This window comes from Intrasporangium sp. Soil_C_50, from assembly GCF_057656595.1.
This window is the reverse complement of sequence record NZ_JBDGKB010000020.1, coordinates 46,772-68,692: the sequence shown is the minus strand read 5'-3', so window position 1 is coordinate 68,692 and position 21,921 is coordinate 46,772. Positions and strand designations below refer to the sequence as shown.

The window sequence follows — 21,921 nt, the reverse complement described above, 5'->3', positions numbered from 1 at the left end:
GACGACGCCACACCGCCCTCGACGGGCTCCCACCGATCAGCCGCCTGTCACCAACGTCATGACCGGGTACACCTAGGCAGGCGCGGCCGCCGTACCGCCGAGGCGCCACGAGCGCAGGACGCGACAGCGGTGTGGTTCGTACCACGCCAGGTCGAGCCGCTCGGCCCGGCAGGCGGCCGGGACCCAGGGGGCCACGGCGCGACGCGTCGTGCTCTCGCTGACGGCGTCGGACAGTGCGTCGAGGGTCAGGTGGGGGGCGGGGTCTGGGAACGCCCCTGCATACGGCGGGCACTGCGGGAACGCCTGCGACAGAGCGGTGGTCAGCGCGCGGAACGCGTCGGCGGGCTCCGGGAGCAGGTGCACGATTCCGTTGGGGAACGTCGCAATGCGTTCGAGGGTGAAGTCGAACGTAGCTGTGGCGCAGGCGATCTCGTCGATGGTCCGAACCACGGCGTCCGTGATCTCTTCCTGCGGCAGGAAGGGGCCGAGCGCGGTGACGTGGGCGTGGACGAAGGCCGGGTCTGCGGAGACGTAGGACTCGTCGTAGTGCCGGTGGCGTTCGACGACGAACGGCTCGAGCGGTGGCACGGGCACGAGTAGCACGCTGTGCCCTGGGTGCCGTGGGTGGTCGGCCACGCGACCGACGTCAGTGCGAGGCGCCGACGAGCCGGAGCGCGAGCAGGGCGTTCGTGGCGCCGATCTGCTCGGGGGAGCGGCGGATCGTCGGGGAGTACCAGCGGGCGACGTCGACGACGATGGACAGCAGCGCGAGCGCGGTGTCGGCGCTGTCGTCCACCGTGAACGCGCCGTCGGCGACGCCGCGCTCGAGGACGCCGCGCACCAGCCCGTCCATCTCCTTGCGCAGCGCGAGGACCTCCGCGTGGTGCTCGGGTGTCAGGTGGTGGTGCTCGTACTGGACGACTCGGGCCACCTGGTACTGCTCGACGTGCCACTCGCTGAAGCGCGCCATGAGGTTGGCCAGCTGGTCGGTCGGCGTCGGGCCGTCGGCGATGGCGCCGCGCAGCAGCCGCAGCGCGCTCTCGTGGCCGCTGCGGCTCAGGTTGAAGAGCAGCTCCTCCTTGGAGCCGAAGTGCACGTAGACGCCGGCGGGGGACAGGCCCGCGCCCGACGCGATGTCGCGGGTCGTCGTGGCGTGGAAGCCCTTGTCGGCGAAGGCGTGCGCGGCCGCGTGCATGAGCCGGTCGACGGTCGACGCGTCGGCACCCGGTGTCGTCACGGGTGAGGTCGGGCTCGAGGTCGGGCTCGACGTCGGGCTCGGGGTGGGCTGCGGCACGTTGACAGCATGCCGCAGCGGCGGGAGACTAAGCAAGCGCTTAGTTACCTGCCGGTACGGCGCGTCGCTCGCTCAGCCCGCACGCCCGATGGAGGACGGATGCCCCGCAACATCTACGACGAGGACCACGAGGCGATGCGCGCGTCGGCGCGCGAGTTCGTCGCCCGCACGCTCGCCCCGCGCGCCGAGGAGATGATCGAGGGCAAGTCGATCCCGCGCGACATCTGGGTCGAGGCCGGAAAGCAGGGCTTCTTCGGCCTCGACATCCCCGAGGAGTTCGGTGGGGCGGGCGTCGACGACTACCGCTTCAACGCCGTCGTGGCCGAGGAGATGTCGCGCTTCAACGCCGCGACGAGCTCGTGCTTCGGCATCCACTCCGACGTGTGCCCGCCGTACATCGTCGACCTCGGCACCGAGGAGCAGAAGCAGCGCTGGCTGCCCGGCATGGCCAGTGGTGAGCTCATCTGCGCGATCGCGATGACCGAGCCCTCCGGCGGCTCCGACCTCGCGGCCCTCAAGACCACCGCCGTCCGCGACGGCGACGCCTGGATCCTCAACGGCTCCAAGACCTTCATCACCAACGGCTACCAGGCCGACCTCGTCATCGTCGCGGCTCGCACCGACCCGTCCAAGGGCGCCAAGGGCATCACGCTGCTCATGGTCGAACGCGGCATGGAGGGCTTCGTCAACGGCCGCAAGCTCGACAAGGTCGGCATGGACGAGTCCGACACCGCCGAGCTGTTCTTCGAGAACGTCCGCGTTCCCGACGAGAACCGGCTCGGTGAGGAGGGCATGGGCTTCATCGCGATGATGCAGCGCCTCCCGCAGGAGCGCGTCGGCGCCGCCGTGTCCAACGTCGCTCACGCCAAGGCGATCCTCGAGGAGACGATCCAGTACGCCAAGGACCGCAAGGCCTTCGGCCAGTCGATCGGCGCCTTCCAGCACAACAAGTTCCTCATGGCCGAGCTCGTCACGAAGATCGAGGTCGCCGAGGCCTACGTCGACGACTGCGTCGCCGCGCACGCCGAGGGCAAGCTCTCCGCCGTCGACGCCGCGAAGGCGAAGTGGTGGAGCTCGCAGGTGCAGAACGAGGTGCTCGACCACTGCGTCCAGCTGCACGGCGGCTACGGCTTCATGAACGAGTACCGCGTGGCCCGCGCCTGGCGCGACGCCCGCGTCACGAAGATCTGGGCCGGCTCCAACGAGATCATGAAGGAGCTCATCGGCCGGGACCTCGGCTTCTGATGGGGTTCGCGGGCAGCGGCGGACGCCACGAGGGCGCCGTCGCGATCGTCACGGGCGCCAGCCGGGGCATCGGCCTCGGCATCGCCGAGCGGCTCGTCGCCGAGGGAGCGAAGGTCGTCATCACCGCGCGCAAGCCGGAGGCCCTCGCCGAGGCCGTCGAGCAGCTCGGTGGCCCCGAGCACGCGCTCGGCATCGCCGGCAACGCGGCCGACGAGGCACACCAGGACGAGGTGGTCGCCGCGGCGCGCGAGTCGTTCGGCGGACTGCACCTGCTCGTCAACAACACCGGCATCAACCCGGCCTACGGTCCGATGCTCGACAGCGGGCTCGACGTCGCGCGTAAGGTGCTCGACGTCAACGTCGTCGCCGCGTTCTCGTGGATCAGGAAGGCGGTGGCCGCGGGCCTGGGCGACGACGCGCACCCCGGGGCCGTCGTCAACCTCGCGTCGGTCGCCGGTCAGGGCGCCTCGGGGGTCATCGGCTGGTACGGCGTGTCCAAGGCAGCGCTCATCCACCTGACCACCGAGCTCGGCTACGAGCTCGGCCCCGACGTGCGGGTCAACGCCGTCGCGCCGGCGGTCGTCAAGACGAAGTTCGCCGAGGCGCTCTACGAGGGCCGCGAGGAGAAGGTCGTCCGCGCCTACCCGATGAAGCGGCTCGGCGTGCCCGAGGACGTCGCGGGTGCCGTCAGCTTCCTCCTGTCCTCCGACGCCTCGTGGATCACCGGCCAGACGCTGACCATCGACGGCGGCGTGACCCTCGGGGGCGCGCTCTAGCAGCCGCCCGCGCGGTGCGGGCGGCTACGGGCCGGCTCGACGTCCTGGTCAACAGCCCGGCCGCGTTCGCCGCGTCACCAGGTGGCCTTCACCGGGTACTGGAAGCAGGGACGCGCGCAGTAGCCGTCGCTGCCCCGGCGCGTCGGCCCCCGACCGTCAGGGGAGCGGTGGTTGCGCGGCACCCCGCCGGGCACCACGATGGGCCCGGGGTGGCCGGCGTCGTCCGCCCGAGCCACAGCGGTGGCGGCGTGGCCGACGGCCGCGTCCACGACGACGGAAGAAGACCCATGGAGATCTGGCCCGGCAAGCCCTACCCCCTCGGGGGCACCTACGACGGGGCGGGCGTCAACTTCGCGGTGTTCTCCGAGGTCGCCGAGCGCGTCGAGCTGTGCCTCATCGCCGACGACCTCACCGAGACACGCCTCGACCTGCCCGAGGTCGACGGTTTCGTCTGGCACGGCTACGTGCCCTACCTGCAGCCCGGCCAGCGCTACGGCTTCCGGGTCCACGGCCCGTACGACCCCGAGCACGGCCACCGCTGCAACCCGAGCAAGCTGCTGCTGGACCCGTACGCCAAGGCGATCGAGGGACAGGCCGAGAACGACCAGTCGCTCTACTCCTACACCTTCGGTGACCCCGACGCCGCGACGTCGACCACGGTCAACACCGACGACAGCGTCGCCCACACGATGCACTCCGTCGTCGTCAACCCGTTCTTCGACTGGGGCGACGACCGCCCGCCGAGGCACGAGTACCACGAGACCGTCATCTACGAGGCGCACGTCAAGGGCCTGACGATGCTGCACCCCGACGTGCCCGAGGAGATCCGCGGCACGTACGCGGCCATCGCCCATCCGGCCACGATCAAGCACCTGACCGAGCTCGGCGTCACGGCCGTCGAGCTGATGCCGGTGCACCAGTTCGTCCAGGACGCCCCGCTCGTCGACCGCGGCCTGTCGAACTACTGGGGCTACAACACCATCGGGTTCCTCGCCCCGCACAACGCGTACGCGGCCGGCGGCCAGCGTGGACAGCAGGTGCTCGAGTTCAAGGCGATGGTCAAGGCGCTGCACGAGGCCGACATCGAGGTCATCCTCGACGTCGTCTACAACCACACCGCCGAGGGCAACCACATGGGCCCGACGCTCGCCTTCCGGGGCCTCGACAACAACAGCTACTACCGGCTCGTCAGCGACGACCTGTCGCACTACTACGACACGACCGGCACCGGCAACAGCCTGCTCATGCGCAGCCCGCACGTGCTGCAGCTCATCATGGACTCGCTGCGCTACTGGGTCACCGAGATGCACGTCGACGGGTTCCGCTTCGACCTCGCCGCGACACTGGCCCGCCAGTTCCACGAGGTCGACAAGCTGTCGGCGTTCTTCGACCTCATCCAGCAGGACCCGGTCGTCAGCCAGGTCAAGCTCATCGCCGAGCCGTGGGACGTCGGCGAGGGCGGCTACCAGGTGGGCGGGTTCCCGCCGCTGTGGACCGAGTGGAACGGCCAGTACCGCGACACCGTCCGCGACTTCTGGCGCGGCGAGGGTGGCGCGCTCGGCGAGTTCGCCTCTCGTTTCACCGGATCCAGCGACCTCTACGAGCACTCGGGGCGCAAGCCCATCGCGTCGATCAACTTCGTCACGGCCCACGACGGCTTCACGCTGCGCGACCTCGTGTCGTACAACGACAAGCACAACGAGGCCAACGGCGAGGGCAACAACGACGGCGAGAGCCACAACCGCTCGTGGAACTGCGGCGTCGAGGGCCCGTCCGACGACCCCACGGTGCGCGACCTGCGGCTGCGCCAGCAGCGCAACTTCCTCACCACGCTGATGCTGAGCCAGGGCGTACCGATGCTCCTGCACGGCGACGAGCTCGGCCGCAGCCAGGGCGGCAACAACAACGGGTACTGCCAGGACAACGACATCTCGTGGATCCACTGGTCCCTCGACGAGGACGACCAGCAGCTCCTCGCCTTCACCCAGTCGCTGGTGAAGCTGCGGCGGGACCACCCGGTGTTCCGGCGGCGCCGGTTCTTCGCCGGCAGCGCCGACCACGGCGGCGAGAGCGACCTCGGCGACATCGCCTGGCTCATGCCGAACGCCGAGCACATGGACGACCAGGCCTGGAGCAACGGCCTGGCCAAGTCGCTCATGGTCTTCCTCAACGGCTCGGCCATCCCCGAGCCCGACCCACGTGGGCAGCAGATCCTCGACGACTCGTTCCTCGTGCTCTTCAACGCCCACTACGAGGGGCTCTCGTTCACGCTGCCCGACGCGGAGTACGGCACCGAGTGGCTCCCGGTCATCGACACGGCGCGCGACACGGTCGAGGAGTCGCCGCTCGACCCGACGTGGCAGGTTCAGGTCGAGGCCCACAGCATCGTCGTGCTCCGGTGCCCGCGGGTGCCGGCGTCGCCGCCCGTCGCGGGCGTGACGGAGGGGGCCACCGCGTGAGCGCCGCCGAGCGCTCGCGCGCGATCCCGGTCTCGACGCACCGGTTCCAGCTCGAGCCGGGCTTCACCCTCGAGGACGCGGTCACACAGGTCGGGCACCTCGCCACGCTCGGGGTCACCCACCTGTACCTGTCGCCGGTGCTGCAGGCGACGTCGGGTTCGATGCACGGCTACGACGTCGTCGACCACGCCCGCGTCGCGGACGGGCTCGGCGGCGACGAGGCGTTCGAGCGGCTCTGTGCCGCAGCACATTCGGCCGGCCTCGGGGTCGTCGTCGACGTCGTGCCCAACCACATGACGACGCCGACGCCGCTCTCGCTCAACCGGCCGCTGTGGTCAGTGCTCCGGGAGGGGCGCTCGTCCGGGTACGCCCGCTGGTTCGACGTCGACTGGAACGCCCAGGGCGGGCGGATCCTCCTGCCGGTGCTCGGGTCCCCGCTCGAGGACGTCCTCGCCGCGGGCGAGCTCGCCGTCGGCGAGCACGAGGGTGAGCCGGTCGTGCGCTACTACGACCACGTCTTCCCGCTCGCACCGGGCACCGACGCGTCCGCCCCGATCGCCGAGCTCCTCGACGCCCAGCACTACCGGCTCGCCTTCTGGCAGGTCGGCGACGCCGAGCTGAACTACCGCCGCTTCTTCGACGTCACCTCGCTCATCGCCGTGCGCGTCGAGGACCCTGACGTCTTCGACGCGACGCACGAGCGGCTCCTCGCGGCCCTGCGATCCGGCGCTGTCGACGGCCTGCGCATCGACCACCCGGACGGCCTGGCCGACCCCGAGGGCTACCTCGACCGGCTCGCCGACGCCACCGGCGGCGCGTGGGTCGTCGTAGAGAAGATCCTCGAGGGCGACGAGCAGCTGCCGGAGTCGTGGCGCACCGCGGGCACCACCGGCTACGACGCACTGCTGCGGGTCGGCGGTCTCTTCGTCGACCCTGCGGGCGAGGAACCGCTCACCGCCCTGTCGGCGGAGCTGCTCGGCGAGGCGCAGGACCTCGGCGCGATCGTCGTGGACGCCAAGCGCTGGGTCGTCGAGGTCATGCTCGTCGCGGAGGTGTCGCGGCTGATGCGCCTGGTGGGGCGCGCCCGACCCGACCTCGACGCCGGCGAGGCCCGACGCGCGCTCGAGACGTTGCTCGTCGGGATGGACCGCTACCGCGTGTACCGCCGCCCCGGCACCGAGCCCGAGGGGCAGGACGCCGTGACGCTCGAGGCCGCCATCGCGCGAGGTCGCGAGTCGCTCGACGGGCCCGACCTCGACGCACCGACCGTCGAGGGGATCATCGACCTCGCGCTCGGGCAGGGTGAGCGGGTCGACGCGGAAGCGGCCGACGAGTTCCTCGTGCGGTTCCAGCAGACGTGCGGTCCGGTCATGGCCAAGGCCATCGAGGACACCGCCTACTACCGGTTCGTGCGGCTCGTCGGGCTCAACGAGGTCGGGGGAGACCCCGAGCGGTTCGGCGTCGCGGCCGCCGAGTTCCACCGGTTCGCAGCGGGGCTCGCGGACCGCTGGCCCGCCGCGATGACGACGCTGTCGACCCACGACACCAAGCGCGCCGAGGACGTCCGGGCCCGGCTGGCGGTGCTCGCCGAGCGTCCGGACGCGTGGGCCGCGTGGGTCAACAAAGCCCGCGGCCTGGCCGACGGCGTCCGCGCCGACGAGCTCGACGCGCTGACCGAGTACTTCCTGTGGCAGACCCTCGTCGGGGCATGGCCGATCACCGACGAACGCCTCAACGCCTACGCGCTCAAGGCGATCCGTGAGTCGAAGCTGCACACCCGGTGGACCGCGCCGAACGAGGCGTACGAGGCCGCCGTCGAGCGGTTCGTCTCGGGTGTCGTCGCGTCCGACACCGTGCGCGAGCACGTCGAGGCATGGCTGGCCGACACGGCCACCGAGACCCGGGCGAACACGCTGGGGCAGAAGCTCGTCCAGCTGACGATGCCCGGCGTGCCCGACGTGTACCAGGGCACCGACCTCGTCGACCTCTCGCTCGTCGACCCCGACAACCGGCGCCTCGTCGACTATGCCGAGCGCGCCGAGCGTCTGGCGCGCCTCGACGGGGGAGCGGCGCCGGCCGACCTGTCCGACGAGAAGCTCCTCGTCACGACCACGGCCCTGCGCACGCGGCGCGACCGGCCCGATGCCTTCGTCGGTCCCGCGGCGACCTACCTGCCGCTCGCTGCGTCGACGGAGCACCTCGTCGGCTTCGCCCGCGGCACGACCGAGGGTCCCCAGGTCCTGACGCTGGTGACCCGGCTTGCCGGTCGGCTCGTCGACGCCGGTGGCTGGGCCGAGGAGACCGTCGACCTGCCCGAGGGGCACTGGCGCGACGTGCTGTCCGGGCGCCGGACCGACGGCGGGCGGGTACGGGTGGCGCAGGTCCTCCCCGAGGCGGGCCTGCCCGTCGCACTGCTCGTCCGTGAGGCCTGACATGACACACCGGGAGATCCGCGTCTGGGCGCCCGACGCCTCGAGCGCCGAGCTCGTCGTCGCACCCTCCTCCGACGACGGCTCGGCCGCCGTCGCGCGCGTGCCGATGTCGAGTGGGGCCGGCGGGTGGTGGTCGTGGTCGCCGACCGGAGCACTCTCCGACGCGCCGTCGCTCGACTACGCCGTCAGTCTGGATGGCGGCGACCCGCGTCCGGACCCGCGCAGCGCCTGGCAGCCGCACGGCGTCCACGGGCCGAGCCGCACCTTCGACGCCTCGGCGCACGCGTGGGGGGACGCCGACTGGCGCGGCCCCCGCGACGGGCAGGGCGTCGCCGGGGGCGTCGTGTACGAGCTGCACGTCGGGACCTTCACCCCGGAGGGCACGTTCGACGGGGCGCAGGCCCACCTCGACCACCTCGTCGAGCTCGGCGTCGACGTCGTCGAGGTCATGCCCGTCGCCGCCTTCGGCGGTACACACGGCTGGGGCTACGACGGCGTCCAGCCCTACGCCGTGCAGGACGCCTACGGCGGTCCCGCCGCCTTGCAGCGGTTCGTCGACGCCTGCCATGCGCGCGGGCTCGGGGTCTGCCTCGACGTCGTCTACAACCACCTCGGGCCCACCGGCAACTACCTGGCCGAGTTCGGCCCCTACTTCACCGATGCCCACACGACGCCGTGGGGGCCGGCGGTCAACCTCGACGGCGACGGCTCACCCGAGGTGCGGCGGTGGGTCGTCGACAACGCCCTGCGCTGGTTCCGCGACTTCCACGTCGACGCCTTGCGCCTCGACGCCGTGCACGAGCTGCGCGACTCCTCCGACCGCCACGTGCTGGCCCAGCTGTCCGACGAGACCGCCTCTCTCGCACAGCAGCTCGATCGCAGTCTCGACCTCGTGGCCGAGAGCGACCTCAACGACCCGGTCATGGTCACGCCGACCCCCGACGGCGGGCGCGGCATGACGGCGCAGTGGGACGACGACGTGCACCACGCCCTGCACGTCACGCTCACCGGTGAGACGCAGGGGTATTACGCCGACTTCGCCGGGGGCACCGAGGCCTGGCCTGACGGCGGACGGCTCTCCGTCCTCGCCAAGGTGCTGACGCAGGCCTTCCTGCACGACGGGCGCGTGTCCACCTTCCGCGGAGCCCGGTGGGGCCGTCCGATCGACCCCGCCACGACTTCGGGTCACCGCTTCGTCGCCTACCTGCAGACCCACGACCAGGTGGGCAACCGCGCGGTCGGCGACCGCATCGGCGCGACGGTGACGCCGGGACAGCAGGCCATCGGGGCGGCCCTGTACCTCCTCTCGCCGTTCACGGCGATGCTCTTCATGGGGGAGGAGTGGCGCGCCGGCACGCCGTTCGCGTTCTTCACCTCGTTCGAGGAGGAGTGGCTCGCAGACGCGGTGCGCACCGGTCGCCGGGGCGAGTTCGCGGCGCACGGCTGGGAGGAGGCCGACGTACCCGACCCGCAGGACCCCGCCACCCGCGACGCGAGCGTGCTGAAGTGGTCGGAGGTCGACGCTCCCGGGCATGTCGAGATGCTCGCCTTCTACCGGCGTCTCGTCGAGGTGCGCCGCGCCGAGCCCGACATCGCCTCGGGCGACCTGCGCGCCTCGAGCGCGCGCTTCGACGAGGACGCCGCGTGGTTCGTCCTCTCGCGCGGCGGCCTGCGCGTCGTCGCGAACCTGGCCGAGCAGCCCCAGGTCGTGCCGCTCACCGAGGACCTCGACGAGGTGCTCGCCTCGTGGGGTCGGCACCCGGAGAAGGTCACCGGCGGCCTGCGCCTCGAGGGGCACGACGTCGCGGTCGTCCGGGCCCTCTGACGGACGAGCCCGTCGGGGCACCCGAACGGCACCGACGGGTCTACGTTGGTGCGAGGCGGCTCGGAGAGCCCGGGGTGCCCTGAGCGAATCGAGAAGCCATGGCCAACCACGTGTACTCGATCTCCGAGGTCGTCGGATCGTCCCCCGATGGCATCGAGGCCGCCGTCGGCAACGCCGTGGCCAAGGCCAGCTCGACGGTGCGCAACCTCGACTGGTTCGAGGTGACCGACATCCGCGGCCAGCTCGCCGACGGTGCCGTCGCCCACTGGCAGGTCACGGTCAAGCTCGGGTTCCGGCTCGAGGACTGAACCACCGGACCGACCCACGCCCTCAGCTGCCGCTGGGCGTCAGTCCTCCTTGACGCGGACCATGCCCTCTTGGGCCGTCGTCGCGACGAGGGCGCCGTCCTGGGCGTAGATCTGGCCGATCGCCAGGCCTCGGCCGCTGATCGCCGAGGGCGAGGCCTGGGCGTAGAGCAGCCAGTCGTCGGCGCGGGCGTCGCGGTGGAACCACATCGAGTGGTCGAGGCTCGCGACGCGCAGCCGGCGGTCGGTCCACACGAGGCCGTGGCGGCGCAGCACGGGTTCGAGCAGCGAGTAGTCGCTCGAGTACGCGAGCACGGCCGCGTGCAGCAGCGGGTCGTCGGGCAGCCGGCCGATCGCGCGCATCCACACGTGGTTCGTCGCAACCTGCTCGCTCCCGGCGTCGAGGAACATGTTGCTCTCGACGGGCCGCAGCTCGATGGGGCGTGCCTCGGCGAGGTGGCGGGCCCCCGGATGGTCGATGCCGCGGAACGCCTCGGCGAGCGAGGTGAGCCCGTCGGGACCGGCCACCCGAGGCATCGGGTCCTGATGGTCGAGGCCGCCTGCGCGCTCCTGGAAGGAGCACGTCATCGACATGATCGGGGCGCCCTTCTGGACCGCGTGCACCCGCCGTGTCGAGAACGAGCGGCCGTCGCGCATCTCCTCGACGGCGAAGCGGATCGGCAGCGTGTCGTCGCCCGGTCGCATGAAGTAGCCGTGCAGCGAGTGGATCGGCCTGGGGCCGTCCTCGTCGACCTCGCGGACCGTCGTGCCGGCGGCCATGACGCACTGGGCCAGCACCTGGCCGCCGAAGACGCGCCCGTGCGGCATCTTCTGGCTGCGGCCCTCGAAGACGCGCGCCGACGTCGCACCGATGGACTCGGCGGCGTCTCGCCCGGCGACGTCCGTGACGGCGATGTGGGCGGTCCCGACGTCCTTGAGGGTCAGGACGTCGATGAGGTCTTCGATGGGGGGCAGCACGGTGATCTCGTCGGTCACGAGCCGACCCTACCCAGCCCGGGGCAGCGCCGTGGCCGCCCTGGGGCCGAGGTCACGCCTCGAGGGCGAGCGCGAGCGGCAGGACCCCCGGGGCCCCGGCCTCCCGGATCAGGCCGGCGCACACGGTCAGGGTCCACCGGGAGTCGGCGACGTCGTCGACGAGCAGCACCGGGCCCGGCGCGCCGGCCAGGCGACCCGCGAGGTCAGGACCGACGACGAGCCGGCCCCACACATTGGCGAGGCGGAAGGCGCTGTTGCCACCCGGGTCGCCCACCGGGCCGCCCTCCGCGAGGTCGAGCGAGCCGAGGTAGGGCAGACGGCCCAGGTCGCTGACGCCGGTGGCGAGCGACTCGACGAGCCGCGGCCGGCGCCGCGAGGGCACCGACACGACGGCGACCGGGCGCTGGCTCCAGCCCCAGCTCGCGAGCACGTCGACGCAGGCGCGCAGGACCTCCGGTGGCAGCTCGCGGTCCTCGCCGCGGAGCAGCTCGCGCAGGCGCTGGCCCCAGCCGAGGTCGCTGAGCCTCGCCACGGCGCGGCCCTCGGTCATCGCGACCTCGGCGGTGATCCGGCCGCGCAGCGGCACGCCGAGGCGGTCCATCCCGGAGGGCCACTGGGCCCGCGGTTCGAGGGCGACGCCGGGGCGGTCGAGCCGGGACCGCGCGGTGTTGACCGCGGCGTCGGGGATCGTGGCATCGAACCACGGGCCCACGCAGCCGTCGCACCGCCCGCACGGCTCCGCGGTGTCGTCGTCGAGGCAGGTCTGCAGGAACGCCATGCGGCAGCCGTCGGTGCGCTCGTAGTCGACCATGAGCTGCTGCTCGCGCTCGCGGGCCTCGGTGACACGGCCGTAGCGCTCCTCGTCGTAGGCCCACGGCTCGCCGGTGGCGGTCCAGCCCCCGGGGACGCGCTGCACGGCGCCGTCGACGTCGAGCACCTTGAGGAGCAGCTCGAGCCGGGTGCGGCGCACGTCGACGACGGCCTCGAGGGCGACGGTGGACAGCGGCTTGGCCGACTCGGACAGGGCGCGCAGCACGGCGTCGGCCTGGTCCTGGCGGGGCATCGACGCCGAGGCGAAGTAGCGCCAGATGTCCTTGTCCTCGGGGCCGGGCATGAGCAGGACGTCGGCCCGGTCGGTGGCACGCCCCGCACGGCCGACCTGCTGGTAGTACGCGACAGGGGAGGACGGCGCACCGAGGTGCAGCACGAAGCCGAGGTCGGGCTTGTCGAACCCCATCCCCAGGGCCGAGGTGGCCACGAGCGCCTTGACCGAGTTGTCGCGGAGCGCCTCCTCGAGCCGGATGCGCTCCGCCGGCTCGGTGCGCCCGGTGTACGCGGCGACCTCGTGGCCCGCCTCGCGCAGCGCGGCGGCGACGTCCTCGGCCGCGGCCACGGTGAGTGCGTAGACGATGCCGGAGCCGGGCAGCTCGCCGAGGTGGGCGATGAGCCAGGCCAGCCGCTGCTCGGGCGCGGCGAGCGGCAGGACGCCGAGGCGCAGCGAGGCACGGGCGAGCGGGCCGCGCAGCGTCAGCACGTCGCGACCGCCGGCGCCGAGCTGCTCGACGACGTCGGTGACGACGCGGGCGTTGGCCGTGGCCGTCGTGGCGAGCACGGGGGTGCGCTCGGGCAGGGTCGTGAGCAGGTCGCGGATGCGGCGGTAGTCGGGCCGGAAGTCGTGGCCCCAGTCGCTGACGCAGTGTGCCTCGTCGACGACGAGGAGGCCGCACGTGCGCGCGAGGTGCGGCAGCTGCTCGTCGCGGAAGCGCGGGTTGTTGAGCCGTTCGGGGCTGACGAGCAGCACGTCGACCTCACCGCGGGCCAGCGCCCCCGACACCTCGCCCCACTCGTCGGCGTTCGTCGAGTTGAGGGTGACGGCCCGGATCCCGGCCCGCTGGGCGGCGCCGATCTGGTCGCGCATCAGCGCCAGCAGCGGGCTGACGATGACGGTGGGGCCGGCCCCCTCGGCGCGCCGCAGGGCGGTGGCGACGAAGTACACCGCCGACTTGCCCCACCCGGTGCGCTGGACGACGAGGACCCTGCGGCGCCCCTCGACGAGCTCGGCGATGGCTTCGAGCTGGCCGTCGCGGAAGTCGGCGTCGGGGCGGCCCACGAGCCGGCGCAGCGCTTCGGTGGCCCGGGCCCGGAGCGCGTCGTCCACCGGGGCGTCGGAGATGCCGGTCGGGTGGGTCGTCGCGGGCTCGGCGGCAGGGGTCGCGGACATGCGGGACATGCGCCCCAACCTACGTGCCGGCGCCGACGCGACCACCATGGCCACCGGCCGTGTGGACGGACATGGGCGCCCGGGCGGGGGATGTGGACGGGCTGCGAGGATGGGCAGCATGACCGATGGGACGACCGACGCGCACACCCCCTACGCCGCCCACGTCGCGCTGCGCTGGTCCGACATGGACGCCTACGCCCACATCAACAACGTCCAGTTCCTCCGCCTGCTCGAGGACGCCCGCGTCATCGCGTTCCGCGACTGGTTCGACGCCAGCGGGGCCGGCGACAAGTCGCTCCTCGACGAGGGCGTGCTCGTCGCGCGCCACGAGATCGAGTACCGCCGGCCGCTCGGGTTCCGGCACGCACCGGTCGAGATCCGGCTGTGGGTCTCGCGCGTGGGCGGCGCTGGCTTCGACGTCGCCTACATCGTCACCGACCCCGAGGGCATCGACCCGGAAGGCACCGAGACCCGTGGTGCCGAGGTCGTCTACGCCGTGGCCGAGACCGAGCTGGCGCTCTACGACTTCGCCTCCGCCTCACCCCGCCGGATGCGGCCCGAGGAGCGCGCCGCCCTGCAGGCCCACCGCGGCGGGCCGGCCCCGTTCCGGCGTCGTCGGTGAGGTGGCGGAGATGAGCGCCTCGACCCAGCACGTCGACCTCGGCGACCCCCGTGCCCTCGCCGACCTCGACACCTTCCTCGGCCGCGCCCGCCGGGCCAACCCCGACGGGGCGGTGCGGCTCCAGGTCGTCGGCGGCGTCGTGCTCGTCACCGTCGCCGTGCTCGAGGGCACCGGCCTGCTCGGCGAGGGCACGGTGCTCGGGCTGCGCGTCGCGCCGGTGCGCCCCGAGGGCACGGACGGGGACGTCGACGCCACCGTGTCGTTCGCCTCGCTCGCCGACCGCCGGGCCCGTCACGACCCCTCGAACGGCTCGAGCGTCCTCGCCGTCCCGCCGACGACGGTCCGCGCGTCGTGGAGCGGCCTCACCCCGCCACGCGACGGCTGGGAGCCGGTCGGCCGGCTCGCGTCGGAGACCGTCGACGCCGTTGCGCGCGAGGGGATCTCGCAGATCGCGCAGGGCACGCCCGACGGCGCCGGCGGTCACGCCGTCACGGCGCTGCGGCGTCGGGTGTGGGGCGCCATGACCGACTCGGTGCCGCCCGTCGCGGCCGGCCTCGCCTTCGGGGCGCACGTCCTCGGCTTCACGGCGCCGGGGGCGGAGGCGTCGGTGTCGACGAACGGACGCTGGACGCGTCTGTCGACCTCCCGCGGGCACGTCCTCGTGCGTTGACGCGTCGGCACGCCGGACGCGTCGGCACGCGCCGACGCCTGACCCGCCCCTGACGCGTCAGCGCCCCGTCCAGCCACCCCGCTGGACGAGCACCTGCTTGAGCACGTCGATGCGGTCGCTGACGAGGCCGTCGACGCCGAGGTCGAGCAGCTGGTGCATCTGCCCGGGGTCGTCGATGGTCCACACGTGCACCTGCTTGCCCGCGGCGTGGGCGGCGGCGACGAAGCCGGGCGTCACCACCTCGACGACGCGGCCGCGGACCGGGAACGAGGCCGGCACCTGGAACACCTCGGCGGGGGAGTGCAGCCACCGGGCGAGCCACCGCGGCCCGTAGCGGGTGACGGCCGCCCCCACCGGTGCCGCGGCCGTCGTGACGCGACCGCGCGCCAGACGTCGGAACTGCGCGATGTTGCGCTGCGAGAACGACCCCACGCACACCCGGTCGTGCAGGCCGCGCTCCTCGACGATCTGCCACAGGACGGGAGCGGTGCCCGCAGCCTTGAGGTCGATGTTGAGGTTGACCTCGGGCCACGCGTCGAGCACCTCGGTGAGCAGCGGCACGTGCTCGCCCTGGCCGAGCGTGGCCGCGCGCACCTCGTCCCACGTGAGGTCGTGGATGAGCCCGGCCCGGTCGGTGACCCGGTCGAGGCGGGTGTCGTGGAAGGCGACGAGCCGGCCGTCCCTCGTCAGGTGCACGTCGGTCTCGAGGTGGGTGTAGCCGAGGGCCACGGCGTTGCCGAACGCCGTCATCGTGTTCTCGAGGCCGATGTTCGGCCGGTACAGTGCGCCGCCGCGGTGTGCGAGGGCCACCGGCGTCCGGGCGAGGTAGGGGCGGGGACGCGGTGCCGGCACGGTCATGTCGCGAGACTAGGCGCTCGCCGCGGCCCCCGTCACCGACTGCCCGTCACGCGACGAGGGCGCCCCCGGTGGCCGGGAGCGCCCTCGTGCGAGGTGGGTGGCTCAGGCCCAGAGGGCCCAGACCGTGGTGTCCGTCGGCACGAGGCCGCCCTCGAGCGGGCCCGACGTGACGAGCACGTCGACGCCCTCGGGCAGCTCGACCGGTTCGGTGCCGAGGTTCGCCACGACGAGGACGCGCTCGCGGTCCTCGGCGCCGTTGGTCAGCGCGACGACGTCCGGGCCGTAGCCCTCGACCCACGTGAGCGAGCCGGTGCCGAGCGACAGGCGGCGACGCGCGGCGAGAAGCGACCGGTACAGCTCGAGCGTCGAGCCGGGCACGCCGGTCTGGCGGTCGACGGCGTACTCGTCGTAGACGGCCGGCTGCGGCAGCCACGTCGCGTCGGACGGACCGAAGCCGAGGCTCGGGGCGCCCGCGACCCACGGGATCGGCACGCGGCAACCGTCGCGGCCGGTCTCGGCGCCGTTGGTCCGCGCGAACGTCGGGTCCTGGCGGAACGCTGCGGGCATGTCGGTGGAGTCGGGCAGGCCGAGCTCCTCGCCCTGGTAGACGTAGGCGCCGCCGGGCAGCGCGAGCATCAGGGTCGTCGCCGCGCGGGCTCGGCGCAGGCCGAGCGCACGGTCGGGCTGCGGGTCGGTCGCCGAGATGCCGTTCATCCGCGGCGTGCCGGGCGCGAAGCCGAGGCGCGACGCGTGCCGCACGACGTCGTGGTTGGACAGCACCCACGTCGAGGGCGCACCCACCGAGTCGGCGGCGTGCAGCGACGACGTGATCACGGCACGCAGGTCCTCGGCCACCCACGAGGACGTGAGGAAGTCGAAGTTGAAGGCCTGGTGCATCTCGTCGGGGCGGACGTACTTGACGGCGCGCTCCTGCGGCTCGACCCACGCCTCGGCGCAGAGGATGCGGTCGGGCGTGCCGTAGGACTCGAGGATCCGGCGCCAGGCGCGGTAGACCTCGTGGACGCCGTCCTGGTCCCACATCGGGCTGCGCTTGGTGTGGTCGATGCGCGGGGCGTCCTCGGGCTGGGCGACCGCCGGCGTGGCGTCGTCGTCGTGCTCGGCGTGGCCGAGCATGACGGTGCGCTCCTCCTCGGTGTCGGGCAGCCCCTGCTCCTTGATGAGGCCGTGCGCGACGTCGACGCGGAAGCCGTCGACGCCGCGGTCGAGCCAGAAGCGTAGGATCGACTCGAACTCGGCACGCACCTGCGGGTGCTCCCAGTTGAAGTCGGGCTGCTTGGGGTCGAAGAGGTGCAGGTACCACTGGCCTGGGCGGCCGTCGGCCTCCGTGATGCGGGTCCACGCGGCGCCGCCGAAGACGGACTCCCAGTTGTTCGGGGGCAGCTCGCCGTGCTCGCCGCGTCCCTCGCGGAACATGTAGCGCTCGCGCTCGGCCGAGCCGGGGCCCGCCGCGAGGGCGGCCTGGAACCAGACGTGCTCGTCGGAGGAGTGGTTGGGCACCATGTCGACGATGACCTTGAGGCCGAGCTCGTGGGCGCGCGCGATCATGGCGTCGGCGTCGGCGAGCGTGCCGAAGATGGGGTCGACGTCGCGGTAGTCGGCGACGTCGTAGCCCGCGTCGGCCTGCGGCGAGGTGTAGAAGGGCGAGAGCCAGATCGCGTCGACGCCGAGGGCGCTCAGGTGCTCGAGGCGGGCGGTGATGCCCGGCAGGTCGCCGATGCCGTCGCCGTCGGCGTCGGCCCACGAGCGCGGGTAGATCTGGTAGATCACGGCCTGGCGCCACCACGCCGCGTCGGGGCGGTCGGCGGCGTGGATCGGGCTGGGCGCCTCGCGGACGTCCGCCGCGGTGCCGGTCGTGAGGGTCTGGGTTGCTGATCGCGTCACGGGCCACCATCGTTCCGCATCAGGACCGAAACTCAAAGCAAGAATTGCAAGATCTTGCATGCCGTCTCCTGATTCCGAGCCTGCCCGGTGCCCGGACCCGGTGTCGGGACCCGGTGTCGGGACCCGGTGGTAGGCAGGGTCCATGCGCTACGGCTTCGTCGTCCCGTTCACCACCGAGCACGAGTTCGTCGAGCTCGCGCGGCTCGGGGAGGAGCGCGGCTGGGACGCCGTCCTCACGTGGGAGGCGCTCTTCGGCACCGACGCGTGGGTCCTGCTCGGCGCCACTGCCGTGGCCACCGAGCGCATCCGGCTCGGCACCTTGCTGACGCCCGCCTCGCGCTACCGCCCGTGGGACCTCGCCACCGATGTCGGCACCGTCGACCGGCTGAGCGGCGGCCGCGCGTTCCTGTCGGTCGGGCTCGGCGCCCTGCACCCGGGGTGGACGGCCTTCGAGGCCGACGAGGGCCGCGGCGTGCGGGCCCGCAAGCTCGACGAGTGCCTCGACGTGTATTCCGGGCTGACGCGCGGCGGCGACCTCACGTACGAGGGGGAGTTCTACCGCGCCGTGCCCTACGACTTCCCGAAGCCGGCGCTGACGCCCCAACGGCCGCACCCACCGGTGTGGGTCGTCGGCGCCCCGGCGCCGGGCGGTGGGCGGCAGCGCTCGCTGGAGCGGGCGGCGCGCTGGCAGGGCCTGATCCCAGCCGTGCACCCGCCCGACGGTGAGCCGAAGACCGTCGAGGCCTTCGCCGCCGTCGTCGACCCGGTCCGACGGCTCCGGGCCGAGCTCGGGCTGGCGTGGGAGGGCTACGACGTCGTCGTCGAGGCCGACTCGTGGGGTGACTTCGCCACGCTCGAGCCGGCCGAGCCTGCGGCGTGGGCCGACGCGGGTGCCACGTGGTGGGTCGAGAGCTGGTGGGACGTGCCGGCCGGGCCCGACGGCGTGGCCGAGCTGCGCCGACGCGTCGACGCCGGGCCGCCGCACCGCTGACGTCCGCGCTCACGCTCGCACTGACGGCCCGTGAGGCCGGGTCAGTCGCGCCGGCCCAGGTGCTCGCGCTGGTCGTCGGTCAGGGCGGTGATGCGGTGCAGGTAGTCGGTCATGAAGGCGAGCTGCTCGGGGGAGAGCTCGTCGAGCATCGGCCGGCCCGCGGCGACGAGCGGTCCGTAGGCCTGCCACGTCAGCGCGTTGCCCTGCTCCGTCATCTCGACGAGGACGGTCCGGCGGTCGGCCTCCGAACGGCGTCGGCGCACGAGCCCGCGCTTGGCCAGCCGGTCGACCAGGGCCGTCGTCGCGGCGGGGCGCAGGCCGGTGGCCGTGCTCAGCTGCCCGGCCGTCTTCGGGCCGTCGACGAGCCAGTCGAGGCAGCGCAGGTCGCTCGGTCCGAGGTCGAGGAGCCGGCCGACGGCGTCGTCGAAGGCCTGCACCGAGCGCTGGTACTGCTGCATCGCCGAGCCGAGGGCCTCGACGAGGTCGTCGCGGGCGGGTTGACGGGACGGGCTCACCGCACCTACCTTTCGAAAATCAAATCATTTGGTCCTCGTAAGAAAGGTTAGCAAGATGCGTGCACTCGTCGTCGGAGGCGGCATCGCCGGCCCCGCCACCGCCCTGGCCCTGCACCGGGTCGGCATCGAACCCGTCGTCCTCGAGGCCTGGCCGCGCGGTGACGGCGAGAAGGGCTCCTACCTCACCCTCGCCCCGAACGGCCTGCACGCCGTGGACGTGCTCCACCTGCGGGAGGTCGTCGAGCCGCTCGGCTTCGCCACGGACGGCCACGAGATCGTCGGCAGCACCGGCCGGCACCTCGGCTCCCTCTCGCTCGGGGTGCCGCTCGACGACGGCCGGGTCGGCCTGACCCTCAAGAGGTCCCGCCTGGCGCTCGCCCTCGCCGACGAGGCAGCAGCCCGAGGGATCGAGGTGCGCCATGGCACCCGGGTGGTGGACGTGGTCGACACGGCCGGGGCCGTGCAGGTGCGTCTCGCCGACGGCAGCACGCTCACCGCGGACCTGCTCGTCGGCGCCGACGGCGTCCACTCCGTCGTGCGCCGGGCCATCGACCCCGACGCTGCGGCCGCTCGCTACGTCGGCCTGACGAACTTCGGCGGCATCACGGACGCCGCATCCGCCTCGTCCCTGGCAGAGGAGCTGCCCGAGCGGGCCTGGTACTTCGTCTTCGGGGCCCGGTGCTTCTTCGGCGCCCACCCCACACCGGCAGGCGAGGTCGTCTGGTTCGTCAACGAGCCCCGGCCGCCGATCACCCCGGAGGAACGCGCCACGGCGACGCCCGAGCAGTGGCGCGCGCACCTGGCCGACCTCCTCGACGCCGACGCCGGGCCCGCCTCCGCGCTCGTTCGCGCCGGCCGGCTCGAGCTGTGGGCCGACAACACCCACGACCTGCACCATGTCGCGGGCTGGCGCCGCGGACGCGTCATCCTCGTCGGCGACGCCGTCCACGCGCCGGCCCCGAGCTCGGGCCAGGGGGCCTCGATGGCTTTCGAGGACGCCGTCGTCCTCGCCACGAGCCTGCGCGACCATGCGGACCCGGACGACGCCCTCGACGGGTACGAGCAGGCCCGGCGCCGACGCGTCGAGCGGATCGTCGCCGCGGGGGCCCGCAGCAGCAGCGCGAAGGTTCCCGGACGCGTCGGGCGTGGCCTGCGCGACTTCGCGCTGCGTGTCGTGTTCCGGTACCTCGCCACCGAGCGCGCCGGCGCCTGGATGACCGGCTACCGGGTGCCGTGGGAGCAGGCGGGCACCCCACCGCTAGCGTCGAGGCCATGACGACCTATGTCACCGCCGCCTTCTGCCTCCTGCGCGACGGGCACCTGCTCACGGTGCGCAAGGCCGGCTCGAGCCGGTTCATGCTGCCGGGCGGCAAGATCGACCCGGGCGAGTCGCCGTACGAGGCCGCCCTGCGCGAGGTCAGCGAGGAGGTCGGGCTCGTCCTGCCGCTCGGCACCGGCACGCCGCTCGGGCGGTTCCACGACGTCGCGGCCAACGAGCCCGACTCGTGGGTCGACGCGACGGTGTACGTGGCGCCTCTCGACCCGGCCGACCGGCCCGAGCCGCGCGCGGAGATCGCCGAGCAGCGCTGGCTCGACCTCGCCGGCGACCTGCCCGAGGACCTCGCGCCGCTGCTGCAGAATCACGTCGTCCCGGCCCTGCGCGCCCTCTAGGGCCGCCGGGCGGGTCAGTGCGGGCCGTCGTCCATGTCGATGACGCCCGCGGCAGCCGCCTTCTTGACGGCGTCCGCCTCGGCCCGGGTCAGCTTCCCGTCCTTGACCGCTTGGGCGAGCCGGTCGTCGAAGGCCTTCTGCCGGTCGGCCTGACGGGCGGCCTGCCCGGCGGCGACCGCGGCACGCACCTTCGTGACGTCCATGCCGAGCCGCTTGGCCAGCGCTGCCGTGTACGCGTCCAGGGCTGCCTGTCGCTGGGTCGTGGACGGCGGCGCCGTGGGAGGCGTCGTGGGCTTGGGCCGGGCGGCGCGCAGGTCGTCGCGGGCGCTCTTCATGGCGTCGCGCAGGGCTTGCTCGGTGACGCCGAGCCGGGCGGCCAGACCGGACAGGTCGCCACCGAGGCGCCCGAGGCCCATGCCCCGGCCGAGCCCCGGACCGCCCGGCCGGTGATCCTTGCCCTTGCCGAACGCGTGGCCGTTCCCGTTGCCGTTGCCGTTGCCGTGGCCGGTTGCGGTGCCCGTGGGGGTCGCCGCTGCGGGGGCAACCATGGCACCGGTGCCCGACGCGGCCCCCGGGGCGTCGGCACGCGCCACGGCGGCGACGCCGAAGCCGATGGCCAGCGCCGCGGCACCGGCGGTGGCGACCCCGACGGCAGTGCGGTTCAGCTCGACCATGTCAGCCTCCTGGAGGTGCGGTGAGTCGAGCGTACGTGCCGTCGGGGGCCGGGGGGTCAGAACGTGCCGTCGGGGCCCGGGGCGTTGACGAGGGAGTACGCGGCACGCGTCAGGTAGTCGCGCAGCAGGTCGTCGTGCTCGGGGGCGAGGTCGAGGGTGTCGACGGCGTTCATCATGTGCAGCAGCCAGCGGTCGCGCATGTCGGGCGTGACGGTGAAGGGCATGTGCCGCATGCGCAGGCGCGGGTGACCGCGCTGCTCCGAGTAGGTCGTCGGGCCGCCCCAGTACTGCTCGAAGAACATCCGCAGGCGCTCCTCGGCCGGGCCGAGCTCGTCCTCGGGGTAGAGGGCGCGCAGGGGCTCGTCCTGCGCCACGCCGCGGTAGAACTCGTGGACGAGCTTGGCGAAGGTCTCGTGGCCGCCGAAGTCCTCGTAGTACGTCACGCGCGTCAGTCTCTCAGGTGGG

At 73.1% G+C, this 21,921-nt stretch carries 20 protein-coding genes; 11 read left to right on the top strand and 9 right to left on the bottom strand.

All coding sequences use genetic code 11. From position 1 onward, the window contains the following. Positions 1-72: 72 nt before the first annotated feature. Both AC3A5R_RS22545 and AC3A5R_RS22540 read right to left on the bottom strand, forming a co-directional pair. On the bottom strand, positions 73-594 hold the full coding sequence (locus AC3A5R_RS22545) for a 2'-5' RNA ligase family protein (RefSeq protein WP_487623009.1): 522 nt from the start codon (positions 592-594) through the stop codon (positions 73-75). Positions 595-646: 52 nt separating this feature from the next. After that, positions 647-1,294, bottom strand: a complete 648-nt coding sequence (locus AC3A5R_RS22540) for a TetR/AcrR family transcriptional regulator (RefSeq protein WP_487623008.1) — start codon at positions 1,292-1,294, stop codon at positions 647-649. 99 nt (positions 1,295-1,393) lie between these two features. On the opposite strand from AC3A5R_RS22540, the gene AC3A5R_RS22535 reads away from it, so the two are divergent. The 6 genes from AC3A5R_RS22535 to AC3A5R_RS22510 all read left to right on the top strand — a co-directional run bounded on the left by AC3A5R_RS22535 (position 1,394) and on the right by AC3A5R_RS22510 (position 10,339). Further along, the gene (locus AC3A5R_RS22535) at positions 1,394-2,539 is read left to right on the top strand and encodes an acyl-CoA dehydrogenase family protein (RefSeq protein WP_487623007.1); all 1,146 of its coding nucleotides are present in this window, start codon (positions 1,394-1,396) and stop codon (positions 2,537-2,539) included. Continuing rightward, a complete protein-coding gene (locus tag AC3A5R_RS22530) occupies positions 2,539-3,315 on the top strand; it encodes an SDR family oxidoreductase (protein ID WP_487623006.1) in 777 nt (258 codons plus the stop codon). The genes AC3A5R_RS22535 and AC3A5R_RS22530 overlap by 1 nt, the downstream gene beginning before the upstream one ends. 287 nt (positions 3,316-3,602) lie before the next feature. Beyond that, positions 3,603-5,774 carry a glycogen debranching protein GlgX gene (glgX, locus tag AC3A5R_RS22525; RefSeq protein ID WP_487623005.1) on the top strand — a complete coding sequence of 724 codons (2,172 nt, stop codon included), beginning with the start codon at positions 3,603-3,605 and terminating at the stop codon, positions 5,772-5,774. Then, a complete protein-coding gene (gene treY / locus AC3A5R_RS22520) occupies positions 5,771-8,206 on the top strand; it encodes a malto-oligosyltrehalose synthase (RefSeq protein WP_487623004.1) in 2,436 nt (811 codons plus the stop codon). Before glgX ends, treY begins: the two co-directional genes overlap by 4 nt. 1 nt (position 8,207) lies before the next feature. Then, positions 8,208-10,031, top strand: a complete 1,824-nt coding sequence (gene treZ / locus AC3A5R_RS22515; protein WP_487623003.1) for a malto-oligosyltrehalose trehalohydrolase — start codon at positions 8,208-8,210, stop codon at positions 10,029-10,031. Positions 10,032-10,129: 98 nt separating this feature from the next. Then, positions 10,130-10,339 carry a dodecin gene (locus AC3A5R_RS22510; RefSeq protein ID WP_487623002.1) on the top strand — a complete coding sequence of 70 codons (210 nt, stop codon included), beginning with the start codon at positions 10,130-10,132 and terminating at the stop codon, positions 10,337-10,339. Positions 10,340-10,378: 39 nt separating this feature from the next. Here AC3A5R_RS22510 and AC3A5R_RS22505 read toward each other — a convergent pair whose 3' ends face one another. Continuing rightward, positions 10,379-11,332 carry an acyl-CoA thioesterase gene (locus AC3A5R_RS22505; protein WP_487623001.1) on the bottom strand — a complete coding sequence of 318 codons (954 nt, stop codon included), beginning with the start codon at positions 11,330-11,332 and terminating at the stop codon, positions 10,379-10,381. A gap of 52 nt (positions 11,333-11,384) precedes the next feature. Beyond that, positions 11,385-13,562 carry a RecQ family ATP-dependent DNA helicase gene (locus AC3A5R_RS22500; protein WP_487623000.1) on the bottom strand — a complete coding sequence of 726 codons (2,178 nt, stop codon included), beginning with the start codon at positions 13,560-13,562 and terminating at the stop codon, positions 11,385-11,387. Positions 13,563-13,671: 109 nt separating this feature from the next. Between AC3A5R_RS22500 and AC3A5R_RS22495 the strand changes: the two genes are divergently transcribed. Beyond that, entirely contained in the window at positions 13,672-14,175 is a 504-nt protein-coding gene (locus AC3A5R_RS22495; protein WP_487622999.1) for an acyl-CoA thioesterase, read from the top strand. 10 nt (positions 14,176-14,185) lie between these two features. After that, positions 14,186-14,845 (top strand): DUF8185 domain-containing protein, encoded by a 660-nt coding sequence (locus AC3A5R_RS22490; protein ID WP_487622998.1) that lies wholly within the window; start codon positions 14,186-14,188, stop codon positions 14,843-14,845. A gap of 57 nt (positions 14,846-14,902) precedes the next feature. Here AC3A5R_RS22490 and AC3A5R_RS22485 read toward each other — a convergent pair whose 3' ends face one another. Together AC3A5R_RS22485 and AC3A5R_RS22480 are read right to left on the bottom strand one after the other, a co-directional pair. After that, positions 14,903-15,703, bottom strand: coding sequence for a glycerophosphodiester phosphodiesterase family protein (locus AC3A5R_RS22485; RefSeq protein WP_487622997.1), 801 nt, complete (start codon positions 15,701-15,703; stop codon positions 14,903-14,905). A gap of 102 nt (positions 15,704-15,805) precedes the next feature. Next, the gene (locus tag AC3A5R_RS22480; RefSeq protein ID WP_487622996.1) at positions 15,806-17,605 is read right to left on the bottom strand and encodes a glycoside hydrolase family 13 protein; all 1,800 of its coding nucleotides are present in this window, start codon (positions 17,603-17,605) and stop codon (positions 15,806-15,808) included. 142 nt (positions 17,606-17,747) lie between these two features. Between AC3A5R_RS22480 and AC3A5R_RS22475 the strand changes: the two genes are divergently transcribed. Continuing rightward, positions 17,748-18,596: an LLM class flavin-dependent oxidoreductase gene (locus tag AC3A5R_RS22475; protein ID WP_487622995.1), complete on the top strand. Its 849-nt coding sequence runs from the start codon at positions 17,748-17,750 to the stop codon at positions 18,594-18,596. A 41-nt stretch (positions 18,597-18,637) separates the two neighbouring features. Here the strand turns inward: AC3A5R_RS22475 and AC3A5R_RS22470 are convergent, their stop codons facing one another. Beyond that, complete coding sequence (locus AC3A5R_RS22470) at positions 18,638-19,111, bottom strand: MarR family winged helix-turn-helix transcriptional regulator (RefSeq protein WP_487622994.1); 474 nt, start codon at positions 19,109-19,111, stop codon at positions 18,638-18,640. Positions 19,112-19,166: 55 nt separating this feature from the next. Between AC3A5R_RS22470 and AC3A5R_RS22465 the strand changes: the two genes are divergently transcribed. Both AC3A5R_RS22465 and AC3A5R_RS22460 read left to right on the top strand, forming a co-directional pair. Beyond that, positions 19,167-20,387 (top strand): FAD-dependent monooxygenase, encoded by a 1,221-nt coding sequence (locus AC3A5R_RS22465; protein WP_487622993.1) that lies wholly within the window; start codon positions 19,167-19,169, stop codon positions 20,385-20,387. Next, entirely contained in the window at positions 20,384-20,782 is a 399-nt protein-coding gene (locus AC3A5R_RS22460) for an NUDIX hydrolase (protein WP_487622992.1), read from the top strand. Before AC3A5R_RS22465 ends, AC3A5R_RS22460 begins: the two co-directional genes overlap by 4 nt. Positions 20,783-20,796: 14 nt before the next feature. Here AC3A5R_RS22460 and AC3A5R_RS22455 read toward each other — a convergent pair whose 3' ends face one another. Beyond that, positions 20,797-21,456, bottom strand: a complete 660-nt coding sequence (locus tag AC3A5R_RS22455) for a hypothetical protein (protein ID WP_487622991.1) — start codon at positions 21,454-21,456, stop codon at positions 20,797-20,799. A gap of 56 nt (positions 21,457-21,512) precedes the next feature. Further along, complete coding sequence (locus AC3A5R_RS22450) at positions 21,513-21,899, bottom strand: globin (protein WP_487622990.1); 387 nt, start codon at positions 21,897-21,899, stop codon at positions 21,513-21,515. Positions 21,900-21,921: the final 22 nt, after the last annotated feature.

Coding starts and splice junctions, on each gene's coding strand:
- AC3A5R_RS22535 (WP_487623007.1), top strand. CDS start 1,394: ATGCCCCGCAACATCTACGACGAGGACCACGAGGCGATGCGCGCGTCG.
- AC3A5R_RS22530 (WP_487623006.1), top strand. CDS start 2,539: ATGGGGTTCGCGGGCAGCGGCGGACGCCACGAGGGCGCCGTCGCGATC.
- glgX (WP_487623005.1), top strand. CDS start 3,603: ATGGAGATCTGGCCCGGCAAGCCCTACCCCCTCGGGGGCACCTACGAC.
- treZ (WP_487623003.1), top strand. CDS start 8,208: ATGACACACCGGGAGATCCGCGTCTGGGCGCCCGACGCCTCGAGCGCC.
- AC3A5R_RS22510 (WP_487623002.1), top strand. CDS start 10,130: ATGGCCAACCACGTGTACTCGATCTCCGAGGTCGTCGGATCGTCCCCC.
- AC3A5R_RS22500 (WP_487623000.1), bottom strand. CDS start 13,562: ATGTCCCGCATGTCCGCGACCCCTGCCGCCGAGCCCGCGACGACCCAC.
- AC3A5R_RS22495 (WP_487622999.1), top strand. CDS start 13,672: ATGACCGATGGGACGACCGACGCGCACACCCCCTACGCCGCCCACGTC.
- AC3A5R_RS22490 (WP_487622998.1), top strand. CDS start 14,186: ATGAGCGCCTCGACCCAGCACGTCGACCTCGGCGACCCCCGTGCCCTC.
- AC3A5R_RS22485 (WP_487622997.1), bottom strand. CDS start 15,703: ATGACCGTGCCGGCACCGCGTCCCCGCCCCTACCTCGCCCGGACGCCG.
- AC3A5R_RS22475 (WP_487622995.1), top strand. CDS start 17,748: ATGCGCTACGGCTTCGTCGTCCCGTTCACCACCGAGCACGAGTTCGTC.
- AC3A5R_RS22465 (WP_487622993.1), top strand. CDS start 19,167: ATGCGTGCACTCGTCGTCGGAGGCGGCATCGCCGGCCCCGCCACCGCC.
- AC3A5R_RS22460 (WP_487622992.1), top strand. CDS start 20,384: ATGACGACCTATGTCACCGCCGCCTTCTGCCTCCTGCGCGACGGGCAC.
- AC3A5R_RS22455 (WP_487622991.1), bottom strand. CDS start 21,456: ATGGTCGAGCTGAACCGCACTGCCGTCGGGGTCGCCACCGCCGGTGCC.